The 17,640-nt window shown below is 53.2% G+C and carries 19 protein-coding genes and 1 tRNA gene; 11 read left to right on the top strand and 9 right to left on the bottom strand.

Going from position 1 to position 17,640, the window contains the following annotated elements:
• Positions 1-2 precede the first annotated feature (2 nt).
• A complete protein-coding gene (locus PUV54_RS14850; protein ID WP_274493067.1) occupies positions 3-926 on the top strand; it encodes a cytochrome c1 in 924 nt (307 codons plus the stop codon).
• 87 nt (positions 927-1,013) lie between these two features.
• Complete coding sequence (locus PUV54_RS14845; RefSeq protein ID WP_274493066.1) at positions 1,014-1,895, top strand: S-methyl-5'-thioadenosine phosphorylase; 882 nt, start codon at positions 1,014-1,016, stop codon at positions 1,893-1,895.
• Here PUV54_RS14845 and PUV54_RS14840 read toward each other — a convergent pair.
• The 4 genes from PUV54_RS14840 to PUV54_RS14825 all read right to left on the bottom strand — a co-directional run bounded on the left by PUV54_RS14840 (position 1,885) and on the right by PUV54_RS14825 (position 5,243).
• Positions 1,885-2,613, bottom strand: a complete 729-nt coding sequence (locus PUV54_RS14840; protein ID WP_274493064.1) for a hypothetical protein — start codon at positions 2,611-2,613, stop codon at positions 1,885-1,887. The genes PUV54_RS14845 and PUV54_RS14840 overlap by 11 nt on opposite strands.
• 76 nt (positions 2,614-2,689) lie before the next feature.
• Complete coding sequence (gene ychF / locus PUV54_RS14835) at positions 2,690-3,787, bottom strand: redox-regulated ATPase YchF (RefSeq protein ID WP_274493063.1); 1,098 nt, start codon at positions 3,785-3,787, stop codon at positions 2,690-2,692.
• 12 nt (positions 3,788-3,799) lie between these two features.
• The gene (gene pth, locus PUV54_RS14830) at positions 3,800-4,513 is read right to left on the bottom strand and encodes an aminoacyl-tRNA hydrolase (RefSeq protein ID WP_274493062.1); all 714 of its coding nucleotides are present in this window, start codon (positions 4,511-4,513) and stop codon (positions 3,800-3,802) included.
• Between the two features lie 52 nt (positions 4,514-4,565).
• Positions 4,566-5,243, bottom strand: a complete 678-nt coding sequence (locus PUV54_RS14825) for a 50S ribosomal protein L25/general stress protein Ctc (RefSeq protein WP_274493060.1) — start codon at positions 5,241-5,243, stop codon at positions 4,566-4,568.
• A 359-nt stretch (positions 5,244-5,602) separates the two neighbouring features.
• On the opposite strand from PUV54_RS14825, the gene PUV54_RS14820 reads away from it, so the two are divergent.
• The 3 genes from PUV54_RS14820 to hisG all read left to right on the top strand — a co-directional run bounded on the left by PUV54_RS14820 (position 5,603) and on the right by hisG (position 9,526).
• The gene (locus PUV54_RS14820; protein ID WP_274493059.1) at positions 5,603-8,188 is read left to right on the top strand and encodes a response regulator; all 2,586 of its coding nucleotides are present in this window, start codon (positions 5,603-5,605) and stop codon (positions 8,186-8,188) included.
• 150 nt (positions 8,189-8,338) lie between these two features.
• The gene (locus PUV54_RS14815; RefSeq protein WP_274493058.1) at positions 8,339-8,620 is read left to right on the top strand and encodes a YerC/YecD family TrpR-related protein; all 282 of its coding nucleotides are present in this window, start codon (positions 8,339-8,341) and stop codon (positions 8,618-8,620) included.
• Between the two features lie 18 nt (positions 8,621-8,638).
• Positions 8,639-9,526, top strand: coding sequence for an ATP phosphoribosyltransferase (gene hisG, locus PUV54_RS14810; protein WP_274493057.1), 888 nt, complete (start codon positions 8,639-8,641; stop codon positions 9,524-9,526).
• Positions 9,527-9,528: 2 nt separating this feature from the next.
• On the opposite strand, the gene PUV54_RS14805 is transcribed toward hisG, so the two are convergent.
• Together PUV54_RS14805 and PUV54_RS14800 are read right to left on the bottom strand one after the other, a co-directional pair.
• Positions 9,529-9,603: transfer RNA gene (locus tag PUV54_RS14805), tRNA-Thr, on the bottom strand.
• An 87-nt stretch (positions 9,604-9,690) separates the two neighbouring features.
• A complete protein-coding gene (locus PUV54_RS14800) occupies positions 9,691-10,140 on the bottom strand; it encodes an acyl-CoA thioesterase (RefSeq protein WP_274493056.1) in 450 nt (149 codons plus the stop codon).
• A gap of 270 nt (positions 10,141-10,410) precedes the next feature.
• Here PUV54_RS14800 and murA point away from each other — a divergent pair, with 270 nt between their 5' ends.
• From murA to hisD, 3 genes are read left to right on the top strand one after another with little or no spacing between them, the layout of a single operon-like run.
• The gene (murA, locus tag PUV54_RS14795; protein WP_274493054.1) at positions 10,411-11,670 is read left to right on the top strand and encodes a UDP-N-acetylglucosamine 1-carboxyvinyltransferase; all 1,260 of its coding nucleotides are present in this window, start codon (positions 10,411-10,413) and stop codon (positions 11,668-11,670) included.
• 9 nt (positions 11,671-11,679) lie between these two features.
• A complete protein-coding gene (locus PUV54_RS14790; protein WP_274493053.1) occupies positions 11,680-12,132 on the top strand; it encodes a DUF2948 family protein in 453 nt (150 codons plus the stop codon).
• Positions 12,133-12,135: 3 nt separating this feature from the next.
• Entirely contained in the window at positions 12,136-13,428 is a 1,293-nt protein-coding gene (hisD, locus tag PUV54_RS14785) for a histidinol dehydrogenase (protein WP_274493051.1), read from the top strand.
• Between the two features lie 70 nt (positions 13,429-13,498).
• Here the strand turns inward: hisD and PUV54_RS14780 are convergent, their stop codons facing one another.
• The 3 genes from PUV54_RS14780 to PUV54_RS14770 all read right to left on the bottom strand — a co-directional run bounded on the left by PUV54_RS14780 (position 13,499) and on the right by PUV54_RS14770 (position 16,260).
• Positions 13,499-14,152, bottom strand: a complete 654-nt coding sequence (locus tag PUV54_RS14780; RefSeq protein WP_274493049.1) for a glutathione S-transferase — start codon at positions 14,150-14,152, stop codon at positions 13,499-13,501.
• 153 nt (positions 14,153-14,305) lie between these two features.
• The gene (trhO, locus tag PUV54_RS14775) at positions 14,306-15,244 is read right to left on the bottom strand and encodes an oxygen-dependent tRNA uridine(34) hydroxylase TrhO (RefSeq protein ID WP_274493047.1); all 939 of its coding nucleotides are present in this window, start codon (positions 15,242-15,244) and stop codon (positions 14,306-14,308) included.
• A gap of 47 nt (positions 15,245-15,291) precedes the next feature.
• Positions 15,292-16,260: a DUF481 domain-containing protein gene (locus PUV54_RS14770; RefSeq protein WP_274493046.1), complete on the bottom strand. Its 969-nt coding sequence runs from the start codon at positions 16,258-16,260 to the stop codon at positions 15,292-15,294.
• A gap of 135 nt (positions 16,261-16,395) precedes the next feature.
• Here PUV54_RS14770 and PUV54_RS14765 point away from each other — a divergent pair, with 135 nt between their 5' ends.
• From PUV54_RS14765 to infA, 3 genes are all read left to right on the top strand, one after another.
• Positions 16,396-16,884 carry a UPF0262 family protein gene (locus tag PUV54_RS14765; RefSeq protein ID WP_274493045.1) on the top strand — a complete coding sequence of 163 codons (489 nt, stop codon included), beginning with the start codon at positions 16,396-16,398 and terminating at the stop codon, positions 16,882-16,884.
• Between the two features lie 20 nt (positions 16,885-16,904).
• Positions 16,905-17,312 carry an arsenate-mycothiol transferase ArsC gene (locus PUV54_RS14760; RefSeq protein ID WP_274493044.1) on the top strand — a complete coding sequence of 136 codons (408 nt, stop codon included), beginning with the start codon at positions 16,905-16,907 and terminating at the stop codon, positions 17,310-17,312.
• 104 nt (positions 17,313-17,416) lie between these two features.
• Positions 17,417-17,635: a translation initiation factor IF-1 gene (infA, locus tag PUV54_RS14755; RefSeq protein WP_104830882.1), complete on the top strand. Its 219-nt coding sequence runs from the start codon at positions 17,417-17,419 to the stop codon at positions 17,633-17,635.
• The last annotated feature ends 5 nt before the right edge of the window (positions 17,636-17,640 follow it).

The raw sequence follows: 17,640 nt of genomic DNA, 5'->3' as shown, positions 1-17,640 counted from the left end.
CCATGATGACGATAAAATCAATCGCCCGCGTCGCCTTTATCAGCTTTGCAGCGGCTCTGGCTGCAACCACCGCTGCGGATGCCGCCTCAGGCAAAGCGAAACATCCTCACAAAGAGGATTGGCACTTTAACGGTCCATTCGGCAGCTTTGACCAGAATGCGCTTCAGCGCGGCTATCAGGTCTATGAAGCCGTCTGTTCGCAGTGCCATAGCCTTGATCTCGTCTCGTTCCGAAATCTCGGCCAACAGAGCGGGCCGTTCTATCTCGATAGTTGCCCAGCCGGTATTCCGGAAAATATTGACTGCTCCAACCCGAACGATAATCCGGTCGTTAAAGCGCTGGCGGCTAATTATAAATTTCAAGTGACTGATGGTCCGGATGACACTGGTGAAATGTTTCAGCGTCCGGCGTTGCCGTCTGACCGCATTCCCGGCCCCTATGCCAACGATGCTATTGCGCGGCTGGCCAATAACAATGCAGTACCGCCCGACCTGTCGTTGATCACCAAGGCGCGCCACGCAGGCCCAGACTATCTCTATGCGCTACTTACGGGCTACGAAGATGCGCCATCGACGGTTCAGATCGCACCTGGCCAGTACTACAATCCTTATTTCCCGGGCGATATGTCTCAAAACATGAAGCCGGAATACATGCATGACGGACACGCCGTTGAAGGCGTCGAGGTTCCGCTCGGCGGCGTACTTGCAATGGCTCCGCCTTTAGCAGACGGGATTATCGAGTATGGTGACGATAGCCCGCAGACCACCGAGCAGTATGCCAAGGACGTCGTTGAATTCCTGATGTGGGCCGCAGAGCCTAAAATGGAACAGCGCAAGGCGTTGGGCGTTATGTCGATCATTTACCTGATCATTCTAGCGGGCATCCTCTACTGGTCTTATCGCCAAGTCTGGTCAGATCAGCACTAACGGCCTGATCACAAGATTACGAGTTGCGATAGAACCGGCGCGGCAGCACACTGCGGCGCCGGTTTTTTTCAATTGGAATAGCTAAATATGGTTCAGAACAAACGCGTAATAGGAATTATCGGCGGTTCAGGCATTTACGCGATTGAGGCGCTAGATGCCGTCCAGCGTGTCGAAGTCGAGACGCCATGGGGCAAGCCGTCTGACAGCCTAGTCAAAGGAACAATTGCCGATGTCGATCTCGTGTTTCTTGCGCGGCATGGCAATGGACACGCAATTCCGCCACACCAAGTGAACTATCGCGCGAATATTGATGCGCTGAAACGGGCAGGCGTGACAGACCTGATTTCGCTTTCGGCGTGCGGTTCATTTAAGGAGGCGCTGCCTCCCGGAATGTTTGTAATTGCCGATCAATTTATCGACCGGACAGGCGGCCGGGAGAAAAGTTTTTTCGAATCTGGCTTTGTTGCGCATGTTTCCATGGCGGATCCCGTTTGTCCGGCGCTTGCTGAAGCGTTAGAAATTTCTTGCTCTGAACTTTCTATCCCGAACAGCCACGGCGGAACATATATCTGCATTGATGGGCCGCAGTTTTCTTCACGGGCTGAATCTAACCTGTACAAGTCCTGGGGGTGTGATGTGATAGGTATGACTGCGATGCCTGAAGCGAAACTGGCTCGAGAGGCAGAGTTGCCGTATGCAATCGCCGCCATGGTGACTGATTACGATTGCTGGAATGAAAGTGAAGGTGCGGTGGAGGTGGCTAAAGTTCTCGAAACGATCAAAGCCAATAAAGACAACGCTGCAAAACTGATAGAAAATATTGCCGTCCGCCTCGGGCCGGAGAGAACTCCTTCGCCATCCGGCGTTGAAAAAATGCTCGATATGGCGGTCATAACGCCGCCTTCGGCGCGCTCGTCAGCGGCTTTGAAAAAGCTGGATGCTGTCGCGGGCCGCTTTCTTAAGCGCTAATGGCGAATTCGTTGGGCTCTAAAGCATAGAGGTGATCGGCAAACGGTTCAGCGTCAATAGCGAAGGACCAATCTTCCATCGCTGAGTTTATGATTCCAATCGTTAGGCCGTACGCTGCCGCCATGTGCAGTTGCCAGTCATTCATTCCGATGAGCGCATAGCCGCGGTCGCCATGACGTTTGAATTGCAATGCACGTGAGCTCCAACGTGTCTGATTGGATTTCAACCAAATACTGCCGACATTCGCCAACGGTGTCGCGTCTGCAGTGATCAACGTCAGATAATGACGTCGGGACATCTTGTTTTGTTCCGGTGCTGTGCTCAACCGGATGCGTGCTTCTATGGTCGAATTTGCCCGAATATAAGGACTTAAAACATTATTTTCTGAAGACGCTTCAGTGAAATCCGCTGCTGCATCCATTGCTGGGTCGTTAGCGGTTTGTGCAAGGAGTTCCAATGACTCCTCGCTAAGGATCACTGCAAAACCTTCTGGAAAAACTCGAACGACTTCGCCTGAAATGGACGGCAAGAGCCCGAAGCGGACACTGACAAAGTCACCCTTTCTAGCACTGCAAGCGCTTCTGACTGCAAGGCTCTTGGATGTGAAGTTTAGCGTCTCGCTGGTTTGTTCAGCGCCGCCATTAATTGAGAAACGCACAATCAGAGCAGCATCATGACGGCGTGCTCGGCGACGGTGTGTATCTAATGGCGCGTTCATAGAATTAAAGATACAATGTTAAGCTTAATCACGCGTAAAACAAAGCTAAACAAAGTCTTGAGGGTGTGAGGCCTGATTAGTTGTTAAAGCGGAAGTGCATGACATCTCCGTCCTGAACAACGTAGTCTTTGCCTTCCAGGCGCATCTTTCCCGCCTCTTTGGCTGCAAGCTCGCCGCCTAAACCGACGTAGTCGTCATAGGAAATCGTTTCGGCACGGATAAAGCCCTTTTCAAAATCCGTATGAATGACGCCTGCTGCCTGAGGTGCTGAAGCACCCCGGCGAACAGTCCATGCGCGCGCTTCCTTCGGTCCCGCCGTAAAGTATGTTTGCAAGTTAAGAAGGTCGTAACCAGTTCTTATCAGCCGGTTAAGGCCTGGCTCTTCCAGTCCGATCGTTTCGAGAAACTCGGCTTGTTCGGTATCGGAAAGTTGAGCGAGTTCCGATTCAATTTTGGCGGATATAACAATCGCGGCCGCCATTTCTTCCTGCGCGCGTTGCTCAACCAATTTTGAGTATTCGTTGCCTTCCGCAGCCGATTCTTCGTCGACGTTGGCGACGAAAAGAATTGGTTTCGATGTCAGGAGCTGTAGCTCAGCCCAGCCTTTTTTCTCGTCTTCTTCAACTTCTGCGTGACGGGCAGGGCGTCCTTCCCGCAACTCCACCAGAGCTTTGTCTATCAAGGCAAGTGTGGCTTTCGCTTCTTTATCCTGACCCTTTGCTTTTTTTTCTGTGTTGATGCGGCGCTTTTCGAGGCTTTCGAGATCTGCGAGCATGAGTTCTGTTTCAACAACATCAAAGTCAGCAATAGGGTCGATCTTGCCAGCCACGTGGGTGATGTCGTCGTCATCAAAACATCGCAAAACGTATACAACCGCGTCCACCTCGCGAATATTTGCAAGAAACTGGTTGCCGAGACCTTCGCCCTTTGATGCGCCTTTCACAAGACCAGCGATATCAACAAACTGCATGCGTGCAGGAATGATTTCTGCCGATGTTGCGATTTCAGCGAGTTTGCTCAAACGTGGTTCAGGAACAGCAACATCTCCGACGTTTGGTTCAATTGTGCAGAAAGGGTAATTGGCTGCTTGCGCCGCCGCTGTTTTCGTCAGTGCGTTAAACAGTGTTGACTTTCCAACGTTTGGAAGGCCGACAATTCCGCATTTGAAACCCATCAACTTATCTTTCTATTCTTTGCCGCGTAAAAGATTCTGAAGCGCGTCGGCAAAAGGGTTCTTTGTTGTTTTTTCGTCCGTAACGCGAGCGCTTGCAGTGTTAGTACCGGTTGTTGAATTCTCGGCTTTTGCCGGTTCCGATCTGTTGGGAACTAGGTTTTGGGCGACTGAGCTTGCAAATTTGTTTGAGTTTTCGTCTGAGAGCAGAGGCGCTGCTTGTGCGATCGCATCAAGCATTGGAGATAACCATTCATAATCAGTTTTTGCGAAGTCACCTAAAACATGGCCTGTAACTCGGGACTTGTCTCCCGGATGCCCTATGCCAATTCTGATGCGGTGAAATTCATTGCCAATATGAGCTTCTATTGACCTGATACCATTGTGTCCCGCCGCGCCGCCGCCTGTTTTCACGCGCAGCTTTCCGGGCGCGAGGTCCAACTCATCGTAAAACACAAAAACGTCTTCGGGCGGTAACTTGTAAAACCGCAAGGCTTCGCCCACAGAACGCCCGGATTCGTTCATATAGGTTTGCGGTTTGAGTATAAGCGCTTTCGTGCGGCCAGCGGGCCCAGCAAGAAACCCCTCCCGCAATTCACCCCGAAACTTTGATTTTTGCGCGTCGAAACCGTGAGCGTCAGCTATGGCATCCGCCGCCATGAATCCAACATTGTGCCGATGACGGGCATATTTTTCGCCCGGATTTCCAAGCCCCACAAGCAGCAGCATGGATGCGCTCCATAGGCGTCAGTAGCAAACGGATCAGACAAAGAAGAGGGTGTTACTCTTCTTTATCTTCTGCTTCATTTTCCGCATCGCCAGCCTCATCACTTTCAGATTCTGCATCGGCCTCGGCAGCTTCTGCTTCCTCGTCCGCTGAACGAAGGGCGGATGGAGCAGCGATTGTGGCAATGGTAAAATCACGATCAGTGATGACGTGGGTCACCCCGTCAGGTAATTTAATAGCAGAAGCATGGATGCTGTCGCCAACTTCAAGACCGTCAACGTCAAGCTCGAATACTTCCGGAATGGCTGTGGCTGGTGCGTAAACCTCAACCGCGTGCCGGACAACGTTAAGAACGCCGCCTTTTTTCAGGCCAGGCGATTTTTCTTCGTTAATGAAGCGAACAGGAACGGCAACGTCGAGGCGTGTCTTTTCGTCGACTCGCATAAGGTCGACATGAACCGGGAGGCCTTTGACCGGGTGAATCTGCACGTCTCGAGCGATGACTGGCTGTTGACCATCTTCGCCAGGAACATCGATCTTGGCGAGGTGGGAGCGAAGCCGGCCGTTTTTGAAGGCCTTCTCAACTTCGTTCTTTTTTAACTGGATCGCCACCGGATCGGCGCCGCCGCCGTAAAGCACGCCCGGCACCCATTGCGCCCGTCTTGCAGCTCTGGCGCCGCCTGTGCCCGTTTTTTCGCGGGGCTCACAATAAAAAATGTCCGTCTCGGCCATGGTTTTCGGCGTCCTTCATGCAAAAACCGCCGCTGCGGCGAGCCTGATGACGGCCCGCGCGGCGGCGCGGAATTCCTGATTGAGCGGCGGTCTATAGAGGAAAGGCGTAAGAACTGCAAGCGCTGAAAAAACTATTCTTTTCAATCGGTTGGCGCGTCAAATTCGTCTGGGGCCGTGCTTCTGTAAAAACTATGGGTCACCGGCAGACCCTGACAGATTCCAGCATAGGCCTTTTTAGCCTGCAGGATAATATCCGCCTGAACTCTGTCTCGGCAGTTAGCCGCCAGGGTTTGAAGGGCCTGTTAACCAAACGAGTTTAGCGTTGCGGTTCAAGGGATAACAAAACACCACTGGGCGCAATGAAAGTCATCAAAAGTTTGGATGCAGAACGCTCTACGCCATCAGGTGCGCGGCTGATGGCTATGGCGCTGGCGGCGGGCACGTTGACCGTGTTGGCGATATTTCTCATTTTCGCGGTCTATCAGTACAAATCAGAATACGACTTGCGCCAGAAAGAGTTAGAAAAAAACCTCGAAACGCTTGGCGAAGCTACAGCCTGGGGGGCGGATAACTGGCTTTCGCACCGTATAAGCCTGGCTGAAAACCTTGCTCATTCAATCTCGACTTCGTTCGATGGCGCGAACGCCATAGAATATGTTAGCAAACCCATTTATGAAGACACGTTCATTTGGACTTACTTCGGTGCGGCTAACGGTGCTTATCATTTGTGGCCGGCAGATGACGAACTTCCAAGTGATTACGACCCTCGAACACGGCCATGGTACTCAGCCGCACTGATGGCGCGTCAAAGTACGCTGACTGAACCCTATTTTGACATCAGCACCAATGTTGAAACCATAACTGTAACGGCGCCTGTTTACAGACAAAAAGAGTTGCTTGGTGTTGTTGGGGCGGACTTTTCCACCGAGTCGCTTATGGGAATGCTCAAGGAAACAAACCTTGGCGGTCTTGGATACGCTTACCTTGTGACGGGTGCAGGGAAGGTTCTGGCGCACCCTAATCGCGAGCTTGTGTCGAAAGATATTGCCTTCGCATATTCGGGTCAGCGACCGGACATCTCATCTGATATCCAGTATATAGACTCGGGCGATAGTCCCCAGATTGTTACTTTTCACAGGATACCCTCATTAAATTCCGTTGACTGGTATCTCGTCATCTCTGTTGATGAGCGGCTCGCATTTCAAAACCTTTACGAGTTTAGAACTTCCGTTGCGATAGCCACGCTCGCTGCAGCTGTCTTGATGATTGCGGTGCTTGGCTTTGTCATTCATAGAATTCTCGTTCGCCCGCTAATGAAAGCCCGAATGGATGCTGACGCGGCGAACGTCGCCAAATCTGAATTTCTGGCATCCATGAGTCATGAAATTAGAACGCCAATGAACGGCGTTCTCGGTATGGCGGAAGTGCTTGCCGGAACCAGTCTAGACCAACGCCAGCGTGAGCTTGCTTCAATCATTGTTTCGTCAGGCAATGCCTTGATGACGGTAATAAATGATATTCTTGATTTTGCTAAACTGGAGGCCGGAAAGTTTAGGCTTTCGCCGCGTCCCTTCAACTTGCGTCAAACAGTTTATGAAGTCGCAACCATGATGCAGGCGCGTGCGTTGGAGCAGGATATTGAGCTGATTGTTCGATATGCGCCAGATCTTGCCGAGGGGGTAGTGGGAGATGACTCCCGGCTTCGTCAGGTGTTGGGCAATTTGATTGGCAACGCCGTCAAGTTTACTGAACACGGATACGTACTAATTGACGTGACAGGAAAACGCACTGGTGATGAGGTTTCGCTGCATATCAGCGTTAAAGACACTGGTGTCGGAATATCTGCTGAACAAATACCCCGAATGTTCGAAAAATTCGAACAGGCAGACGGCTCGCATACTCGCCGTTTCGGCGGTACGGGACTCGGCCTTTCAATCTGCAAGAATATTGTCGAGTTAATGGGCGGTGAAATCGGAGCCGAGAGCGAGCTCGGCAAAGGTTCAACGTTCTGGTTCAAACTGACAATGCCGGTGGATGATAACATTGCGTCTTTGCCTAGCGTTGACAAATCTACATTTGACGGCGTCAGGATACTTGCAGTTGATGATAATGCTGTGAACCGCCGGGTTCTGCAGGAGCTAATAGACGCTTGGGGATTCCGTTCGACCATTGTAGGCGATCCTGTGCTCGCGATGGCTGCACTTGAGAAATCAGTGTCCGAAAGCGACCGTTACCATGCGTTGTTGTTAGATTATCAAATGCCCGGCGAAGACGGTGTTTCCCTTGCTAAACGAATTCAGGCGGACCCCAAATTCGCTTCAACGCCAGCGCTGATTTTATCATCTATCGATGATGCGACGACGTCGGAGCGCGCTCAGGAAGCGAATATTGCAGCATATTTATCAAAGCCGGTTCGCCCATCGCAATTAATGGACGCTTTGGCGCAGGTATTGGCTGACGATGCGCCAAAGTTATTGCAGAAAACCATCAGAGATAATGAAACGCCGGTCGATGAAGAAGTTCATCAATGCAGTGATCATCGTACAAGGGTTCTGATAGCTGAAGATAACATTGTTAATCAGATGGTCCTGACGAAATTTATCGATGAAGATCAGTATGAGGTGCTGCTTGCAGAGAACGGTGAAAAGGCGTTGGCTGTATTTAAGGAAAGGTCGCCGGCGCTTGTATTTATGGACCTTTCAATGCCGGTGATGGACGGTTTTGAAGCAGCAAAAAACATTCGGCTTCACGAGAGGGATAACGGCCTTTCACATACACCGATTGTTGCGACTACAGCACACGTTCTCGAAGAAGACCGAGAACGCTGCAAACAATCCGGCATGGACGATTTTCTCTCCAAGCCTATGAAAAAAGCTGCTGTTGAAGAAGCATTTGACAGGTGGCTGGGCGCAGAATGCATGTCTGCTGGGCGAATATCCGCGTAAACGCCAGTTTCGCCAATACTATAGCATAGGTCGCTTTTTCCAGCTCGGGTTGTTGACACCTTTCATTTAAAGTGTATTAGCGTGATAATACAGTCATACGGTTGCAGAATTTGAGGTGCGACCTGATTATTTATTTAACGGTCTACACAAATGCCAAATAAAAAAGGATTTAGCGAACTGTTCGCCGTTATAGCAGCGCTTGAGACCAAAAATGAGGTTGAGCGTTTCTTTTCCGACCTGGCGACGCCAGCAGAACTGGAAGCATTCGCGGAGCGATGGCGCATTGCCCGCATGCTTGACGCAGGTGAGAGGTCATATCGTGAAATAGCGGCAATAACAGGCGCTTCCACTACGACCGTTGGCCGGGTAGCGCGCTTCCTGCGTGAGGAAAAGCATCAGGGCTACAGGCTGATGCTTGACCGCCTTTCCTAGAGTTATGGAGAAAGTAAGATGAGTGAGGAGCGATTGCGCATCGCAATCCAGAAATCCGGACGCCTGTCCGAAGGAAGTTTTGAGCTACTTAAACAGTGCGGGCTCAAAATTTCTCGCGGCAAGGATAAACTTTATGGACGCGTTCAGGAATTACCCATCGACGTGCTCTTGTTGCGTGATGATGACATACCCTCATTCGTGGCTGATGACGCTTGCGATATAGGGATTGTAGGCCAAAATGTCTTTGAAGAAGACTGCCTGCAGATAACCCGTGAACAGCCCGCTGAAGAGGTCATGCCGCTCGGATTTGCGCGTTGCAAATTGATGCTGGCCGCGCCAAAGGATTGGACATTCGAAGGTGTGGAAATGCTTGAGGGTAGACGTATAGCTACGTCCTACCCAGGTTTGACCGGTGCTTGGCTGAAAAAGCAGAATGTTAAAGCACGGCCTGTCATGATGAAAGGATCTGTTGAGGTTGCGCCACGGCTGAAAATCGCTGAAGCGGTATGCGATATCGTCTCCACAGGCGCTACGCTTGACGCCAACGGAATGAAGCCCGTTGCTACAGTCTTTGAGTCTGAGGCAACGCTGATCCGGCGCAAAGCGCCGTTCTCGCCTGAAAAACAGACGGTTTTTGAAGCGCTGCTAAAACGGATCAACGGCGTGATAACTTCGCGCGATGCGAAATACATCATGATGAATGCGCCGCGCGATGCAGTTGCGGCTATAACAGAAAACCTGCCCGGGGCTGATGCGCCAACAGTGCTGGAGCTGGCCGGCAGTTCGGGAAAGGTCGCAATTCATGCGGTTTGCCGCGAAAGCGTGTTTTGGAACACGCTTGAAGATTTGAAAAAACTGGGCGCTAGCGCAATCCTGGTTCTGCCAATTGAAAAAATGATGCCTTGAAATGGTGCTGCCGGAGAGAATTGAACTCTCGGCCTCTCCCTTACCAAGGGAGTGCTCTACCCCTGAGCTACGGCAGCAGATCCGTGAGGCGGACTTCGAAAGAGGCGGCGGTATAACGCGGGCCGTCGCTGATGGGAAGCGGGAATACCCAGGAAAAATGGTTCCTAGCCCGTGACGCCAAAAGGTTTCAGTACGTCATTGCCAACCCGCTTTGGACGCCGGCTATTAGCGTCGATCAGGCACCAGTCGGTAAGAACTTTCGCCGAAAACCGCACCGCACCGGGCTTTCGGATGTCCACATGTCGTTCAAAGCGGGGTCCAGCGGCGCGCCCCAGCCATGTTCGGATCTCTACTGTTTCGCCATTAAGCACCTGATCGCGATAGTCGATTTCATGGCGGAGCGCGACCCAGACGAAATCTCGCACAAGCGTCTCAGGCGCGACTGTGCGCCAATGAGCGACAGCTATGTCCTGCGCCCAGATGAGGTAGACCGCATTATTTACGTGGCCCAGTTCATCAATATCGGCCTCATCAGCGACGCGCGTCATCATCACCGCTGTCTCATACGACTGCGCGCCCGTCAGATCGCCCGAAAGTTCGATTTTGCCTTTCATGGGAGAGGGGTTTAGGGGGTAGAACAGCTTGAAGGAAGCTGATTTTCAGCGACATAGCAGCGCTTGACGAGAAGCTATCCAGCCCGTTTAAGTCCGCAAGCCATGCCCCCAAATTCTGATAAATCGCAGGATGATCAAACTGAGGCCCAGAAAAAACCGGGCTCTGGCGTAAAAAGCTCCGAACGTGAAGCTCGGCTTGCCGAAGCGCTTCGGGCGAATTTACGTCGGCGCAAACAGGGCAGCCAAAAAGAAGAAACGAAAGACGAGTAAATGGATAAACTGGCGATCATCGGCGGACGGCCGCTCTACGGTACGATCCCCATCAGCGGGGCGAAAAACTCGGCGCTGAAAGTAATGGCGGCGGCGCTTCTCACCGATGAGAAGCTGACTCTAACCAACGTGCCGCGACTTGCAGACGTGGATATGCTCATGCGTCTTCTTGAGCAGCACGGCACGACGACTGAATTTGACGGTTCGACCCTAAGCCTTCATGCAAAGACCATTTCCTCAACTGAGGCGCCGTATGATCTTGTGCGTAAAATGCGGGCGAGTTTCAATGTCTTGGGCCCACTTCTTGCGCGTGAGGGTAAGGCGAAGGTTTCGCTCCCCGGCGGCTGTGCCATCGGCGCCAGGCCCGTAGACCTGCATTTGAAAATGCTAACTGCAATGGGCGCGAAAATAGAACTCGATGAAGGGTACGTTTTCGCGGAGGCGCCAGATGGACTGCACGGCGCCGATATCGCATTTCCCTTCGTCTCTGTAGGCGCAACAGAACACACCATGCTAGCCGCAACGCTGGCGAAGGGCGAAACGACCATAGAGAACGCAGCGCGCGAACCGGAGATCGCCGATCTTGCGGATTGTCTTAACGCCATGGGGGCAAAAATTACCGGCGCGGGAAGATCGACCATCACCATCGAAGGCGTTGATCGCCTTCACGGCGCCGAACATGCGGTATTGCCTGACAGGATTGAAACCGGGGCCTACATTATGGCTGTCGGCGCCACGGGAGGCGAACTTACGCTGACAGGAACGCGCAGCGACCTCCTTGGCGCCGCCTGGTCAGTGCTTGAGGAAATTGGCTTGTATGTGGAAGATCTTGACAACGGCTTGCGCGTTAAACGAAACGGCGAACGATACAAGGCTGTTGATATCATAACGCAGCCTTTTCCGGGTTTTCCAACGGATTTGCAGGCGCAGTTCATGGCGCTGATGGCGACTGCGGACGGTGTTTCCAAAATCAAGGAAACGATATTTGAAAATCGTTTTATGCACGCGCCGGAGCTATCGCGCATGGGCGCCAAAATTTCCGTTGACGGACAGACGGCGACGGTGCGCGGCGTTGAGCGGCTTAAGGGCGCGCCGGTGATGGCGACTGACTTGCGCGCCTCCATGTCGCTGGTTATTGCCGGTCTTGCCGCAGAAGGACAAACGATGGTCAATCGTGTTTATCACCTTGACCGCGGCTTTGAACGGCTTGAGGAAAAGCTGCAGGCGTGCGGCGCCTTGATCGAACGGGTGAAGGAATAGGAAAGAGCGTTGGCTTCTCTAAAAGACTATAAACCACTGAAATTGATGGCGGGCGATGAAGAAGATCTCGGCGTCATTTCGGCTTGCCTGCAGGATGCGGTGGCGAAACTGGGTGATTTCGCCTTTTTGCCTGATGAACGACGGTTTGCCCTGGTCGCCAATCGCTTTGTCTGGGAAATTGCTGTTGATCGCCGTTCCGGGCCTTTCGTTCGCGTCCGATCGGGACTGCATTTCGATGATGTAAAGTCTGCACAGTTCCAGCACCTGCGAACCAACGCCAAGGATGCGGTGGTTGAACTCCTCTCAATCAGGTTTGAAAAGGGCGAGGACGGCGCTGGCGTTATCATGTTCGATTTCGCTGGCGGCGGAGCCGTACGCCTCGAGGTCGAAAGCGTCAACGCCTATATGTCGGATATATCCGATCCGTGGCGCACCCGCGCGAAACCGAAACACGACGAGTAAGTCATGGCTCTGCGCCTGAACTCAGCAGACGCTGATTTTGATTCAGCGTTCGAGACTTATGTGAAGTGCGATCGCAACGGCGACGCGGATGTCAGCGGCGTCGTGCGCGAGGTAGTTGCGAAAGTGCGCATGGAAGGCATGGAAGCGGTGAAGGCGTACACCGCGAAGTTTGATCAATTTGCGCTGACAGATGAAAATTTACGTGTCGCATCAGATGAGATCGACCAAGCTGAAGCGGCTTGCGACACTGAAGATCTGAAAGCGCTCGATTTCGCGGCGGAACGCATACGAGACTATCACGAAAAACAACTGCCCATCGATGTGCGTTATACGGATGATGCAGGCGTGACGCTGGGCTGGCGCTGGACTTGCGTCGATGCGGCGGGGCTTTATGCGCCAGGCGGTCGCGCCGCTTATCCGTCTTCCGTTTTGATGAATGCCATCCCGGCGAAAGTGGCGGGCGTTTCCCGCTTGGCGATGGTCACGCCTTCGCCAAAAGGAGACATGAACCCCTTGGTTCTCGCCGCCGCTAAGCGGGCAAGGGTAAGTGAAATCTACCGTATCGGCGGGGCGCAGGCGATTGCAGCGCTCGCCTATGGCGCTGGGCCGATCAAGCCGGTGGACGTCATTGTCGGGCCGGGCAATGCCTTTGTGGCCGAGGCGAAACGGCAGGTATTCGGTGCCGTCGGCATCGACAGCGTCGCGGGCCCCTCCGAAATCCTCGTAGTGGCGGACGGCAAAAACGATCCACAATGGATCGCCGCCGATCTGCTCAGTCAGGCCGAGCACGACCCGTCATCCCAAAGCGTTCTGATTACGGATGATGCTGCTTTCGCTGATAAAGCCGCTGCGGCGGTAGAGGAACAACTAGAAGCAAGCCCACGGCGCGAGATCGCTCAGGCGGCGTGGAACGATAACTCCGCGATTATTGTTGTCGGATCTCTGAACGATGCGCCCGAGCTGGTGAACGCGATTGCGCCGGAGCACCTGGAACTTGCCGTCGATGACCCTGAAGTGATGCTGAAAAAAATCCGTCACGCAGGGGCGATCTTTCTCGGCCGTTATGCGCCGGAAGCTGTCGGTGATTACGTGGCCGGACCGGATCATGTGCTGCCCACGGCACGCGCGGCGCGCTATGCCTCTGGTTTGTCTGTGCTCGATTTCATGAAACGCACATCGATCATCGGCTGCGATGAAGCGGCGCTAAATAAAATCGGTCGGCAAGCTGCGCGCCTCGCCGACGCGGAAGGTCTTCCGGCGCATGCGAAGTCAGTTAGGGTGCGGTTGAAACCCTAGCTTCAGTCGTCATTGCGGACTCGATCCGCAATCCAATCAGAAACAAACCAATGGTAAAATGGATCCCGGATCAATTCCGGGATGATGATGGAGAGTTAGGAAATCCAAACTCTTCCCCTGTCTCCTTCCACAGCGGATATTTCTCCATGACTGATGCGAACAGCTCCGATTCCATCAGGGTCTTAAGCCAGTGCTGGACGTTCGGGATGGGTGCGGCGTCAAACCATTCCATATCGGCGATGCGGAACTGACGTACGAACGGGAAAATCGCGATATCTGCGAGCGTCCGCGCGTTTCCATAGAGGTAACCTGTATCAGCCAGCTGCGTTTCCAATTTTTGCAGGAATTTTAAACCTTCGGCGCGGTGTTCCTCTGCGTCGGCGCCTTCGTAGCGGGTTGAATATTTGTAGCGGTCGAGATGGTGTTTAAACGGCCCGTCGCATTCTTCGATCAAGCCTTCAGTATCTTCCGTTTTCAGCCAGCCTTCCGGGTCGTTCTGCTCAAGCGCCCAGCGCATGACGTCTAGGCTTTCATCGATAACCTGATCGCCGATCACTATCACCGGAACAGTGCCCTTGGGTGAAGCTTCAAGCATTTCCTCCGGTTTGTCGCGCAAGAGGATCTCACGCAGGCGCACAGGTGTTCCGCTGACAGCAATCGCCATCCGCCCGCGCATGGCGTAGGGACAGCGCCGAAAGGAATAAAGCATGGGAAGGTTAGTCATACACACAATCTAGTTGTTTTGTGCGTGATGATAACCCCATCCGCTCTTTCCGGCGTAAGTCGGAATCCAGTGAAAGAAAAATGCCGGGCGAAGCCCGACTTTATTGTTGTAACTGGTTTCCGACTTTCGTCGGGATGAGCGGGGAGAAAGTTTTTAATTATTCGAGCCTTTTGAGCCTGGCTGATGAGCACCCAAATGCATCTCGCCGCGCGCCTTCGCGAGTTCAATCTGTTTCTGGCGTTCGGCGAAGGCGCGGCGTTTTTCTTCCGAATATTTGTCATGGCAATGCGGGCAGGAAACGCCGGGTGCGTAATGTTCTGAAGTCTTGTCTTCTTCTGTAATCGGCTGGCGGCAGGCGTGGCACATATCGTATGTGCCGGGCGCGAGATCGTGGCCGACTGAAACGCGATTGTCGAAAACGAAACACTCGCCGCGCCACAGGCTTTCATCCTGCGGCACGTTTTCCAGATATTTCAGAATGCCGCCTTTGAGATGCACAACGTCATCTACGCCTTCGGACCGCAAAAACGCTGTCGATTTCTCGCAACGGATGCCGCCCGTGCAGAACATGGCGATTTTTTTGAACTGGTTCTCTTCACGGAATTTGCGGAACCATTCCGGGAATTCGCGGAATGATGTTGTATTGGGGTTTATCGCCCCCTCGAAAGTGCCGATGCTGACTTCGTAATCGTTGCGCGTATCGATAACGATGGTGTCAGGATCAGAGATCACTTTGTTCCAGTCATCTGGCTCCACATAGCGTTCATGGCTTTTTTCCGGCTCGATCCCAGTAACGCCCATAGTGACGATTTCTTTTTTGAGCCGCACTTTCATCCGGAGGAACGGGTTTTCGTCAGTATAGGATTCTTTCCAGTCTAGTTCCGCGCATTCGGGCAGGGATTTGAGATGCTTGAGAACTGCATCGACGCCTGTTCGCGGGCCCGCGATAGTGCCGTTTAACCCCTCGGGCGCCAGCAGGATCGTACCGCGCACGTCTCCGGCCTCAGCGGTTTCGCGCAATGGCGCCTGATAGTCCGCAAAGTCCGGCAGGGACGTAAATCTGTAAAACGCAGCGACAACGAATTCAGCCATAACGCCGGGTATGTAGGCCAGCCGCCGCCAACCCTCAACCTTAAGGGTTAAAACCCGTAAATGAGTGACGCTTTGGCGATCGTATCGGTGTTTTCCTGGCCCAGCGGCGGGTCGGTCTCATACCGGTATTCGAAAGACAGCCCGGTGGAGAGATCGCCCCAAAGCTTAGTCGTGAGTGCGGTCACAGACTGGATCGTGGTCGTCGGCGACGTCCAGGTGACATTGACATCCTGATCGAATTTCAAGCCCTCGCGGATCAGCCAGTCGATTTCTGTTGCAGCGTACAGAGCAAGTTCGCTTTCAACTTCACGCGAAATATCGATGGGCGAATAGCGGTAGCCTGGGCCGCCTTCGACCTTCCACGAGAAGGGTTCGCCTTTAAAAAGATAGTGACCCAAACCAGCGCCGCCGAACAGCCGATAATCGAATCCGGAAAACTGATCCTCGTCATAGGAGATGCGCCCATAGGCATAGGTGCGCTCGCCAAAGTTGTAATCAAGCTTGTAGGAGGCGCCCCATCGCTTTTGGCTGGTGACGTTGTTCGACTCGCCAAGGTCGAAATAGCCCTTGATGTTGTGGGTCCAGGCACCGGCCGTGCGCGCCGCATCAACGGCGACGCCGACAGCGGCGTTTTCAGAATTACCAGAAGACAATATACCCGAAGCGCTAATCTTCCCGTCCCACGGCGAAACGGCAAACACGCCGTGCTGCTTATTCTGCGCTTGTTCTGTCTCGAGTGTCGCTTTTGCCGTCTGCGCTTTTGCAGCATCCTCTTCGGGCGGAGAAAGTGCGGCAAGCTTGGCGTCCGCGTCCGCCGCGATAGCGCTCTCATAATCGGGGAAAACCGCTTTCACCGCTTTGGCGACGGCCTTGATGTCTGCCGGATCGCCGCTGTCATAGGCGACTTTCAACATCGCCCTTGCGATATCGGGCATCTCCTGATGGTCTTGTGCGAACGCTGCCGAGCTGAGCATAGCGGTGATCGCAAGAGAAGATATCAAAGTTTTACAGGTCATAAGCACACTTAACTCAACACAAACGGTTTAGAGGAGGTTAAGTTCCGTGATTCGATCACGCAGCCTAAACGTCAATGACCCCGTGACGTGGAGAGCGCGCCCGGCTAAGACGGTCTTGCCGATTCGGAAAGGTCTATGACTGACGAACAAGACAACCAGCCCGGCTACCGCATCGTCAAGATTGAGCTTGACGAACGCTCTCTTGCGCCGGCCACCGCCGATATCGAGCATGAAAGAAAAATCGCGATCTACGATCTTCTAGAGGAGAATTATTTCAAACCGAGCGGCGCCGGAGAAGGGCCGTTTGAGCTTTACCTCTCGAATGTTGAGCGTCGCCTCGTCTTTGACGTTCGCCGGGCTGGCGGCGAGGCGCTGGGGCAAGTGCATCTGTCCATGACGCCTTTCCGGAAAATCATCAAAGATTACTTCATGCTTTGCGAAAGTTATTACGACGCCATCCGTAATGCGGCGCCGGCGCAAATTGAAACCATCGATATGGCGCGCCGTTCGATGCACAATGAAGGCTCGGATATTCTTCGAGAACGCCTCAAAGACAAAATCGAATTTAATGAAAACACCGCACGGCGTTTGTTTACGCTGATCTGCAGTTTCCATATGCGGTGAGCGCGGAGAAAACAGAACCAATGACAAAATCCGTACTCTTTGCCTGCAACATGAACTCCGTGCGTTCGCCCATGGCGGCGGCGTTACTCCGCAAGCAGGCCGGTGAGGCATACAAAGTGGACTCAGCGGGTGTTTACGAGGGCGGACTGGATCCTTTTGTGGAAATTGTCATGGGAGAGTTGGGGGTCGCCATGCATGACCACGAACCGAAGACGCTCGATGCTGTGGATTTGTCGAAGTTCGACGTTGTCATAACCTTGACCCCCGAAGCGGCTGTGGAGGCGCGCCGTCATCTTCCGCGCGCCGCCATAGAGTTTTGGGACACCGACAATCCGTCGGAAGAGCGTGGCGGCCGGGAAGCGATTATCGCCGCCTATCGCAGCGTTCGGGACAATCTGGCCGAGAAAATGCGCCAGCGATTTGCATAATCCCCATGAAAAACCTTGATTTTCGCGCCGCAGCCAACCATGTTCCCGCCGCATCGGGCGCAGGTGTGCTGCGCGCGAACCCATAAGTACGGTCTGAGGAGCGAATGGCGAAAGAAGAATTACTCGAGTTTGAGGGCACAGTGGAAGAATTGCTGCCCAACGCGACCTTTCGGGTGAAGCTCGAGAATGATCATGAGATCATCGCGCATACGGCAGGTAAGATGCGCAAAAACCGCATTCGTGTTCTGGCAGGCGACAAGGTTCTGGTCGAAATGACGCCTTACGACCTGACCAAAGGCCGTATTACCTATCGCTTCAAGTAAATCCG

Source organism: Hyphococcus flavus, from assembly GCF_028748065.1.
GTDB classification, from domain to species: domain Bacteria; phylum Pseudomonadota; class Alphaproteobacteria; order Caulobacterales; family Parvularculaceae; genus Hyphococcus; species Hyphococcus flavus.
The sequence above is the reverse complement of the archived record's forward strand: the minus strand, read 5'-3'. Positions and strand labels throughout refer to the sequence as shown.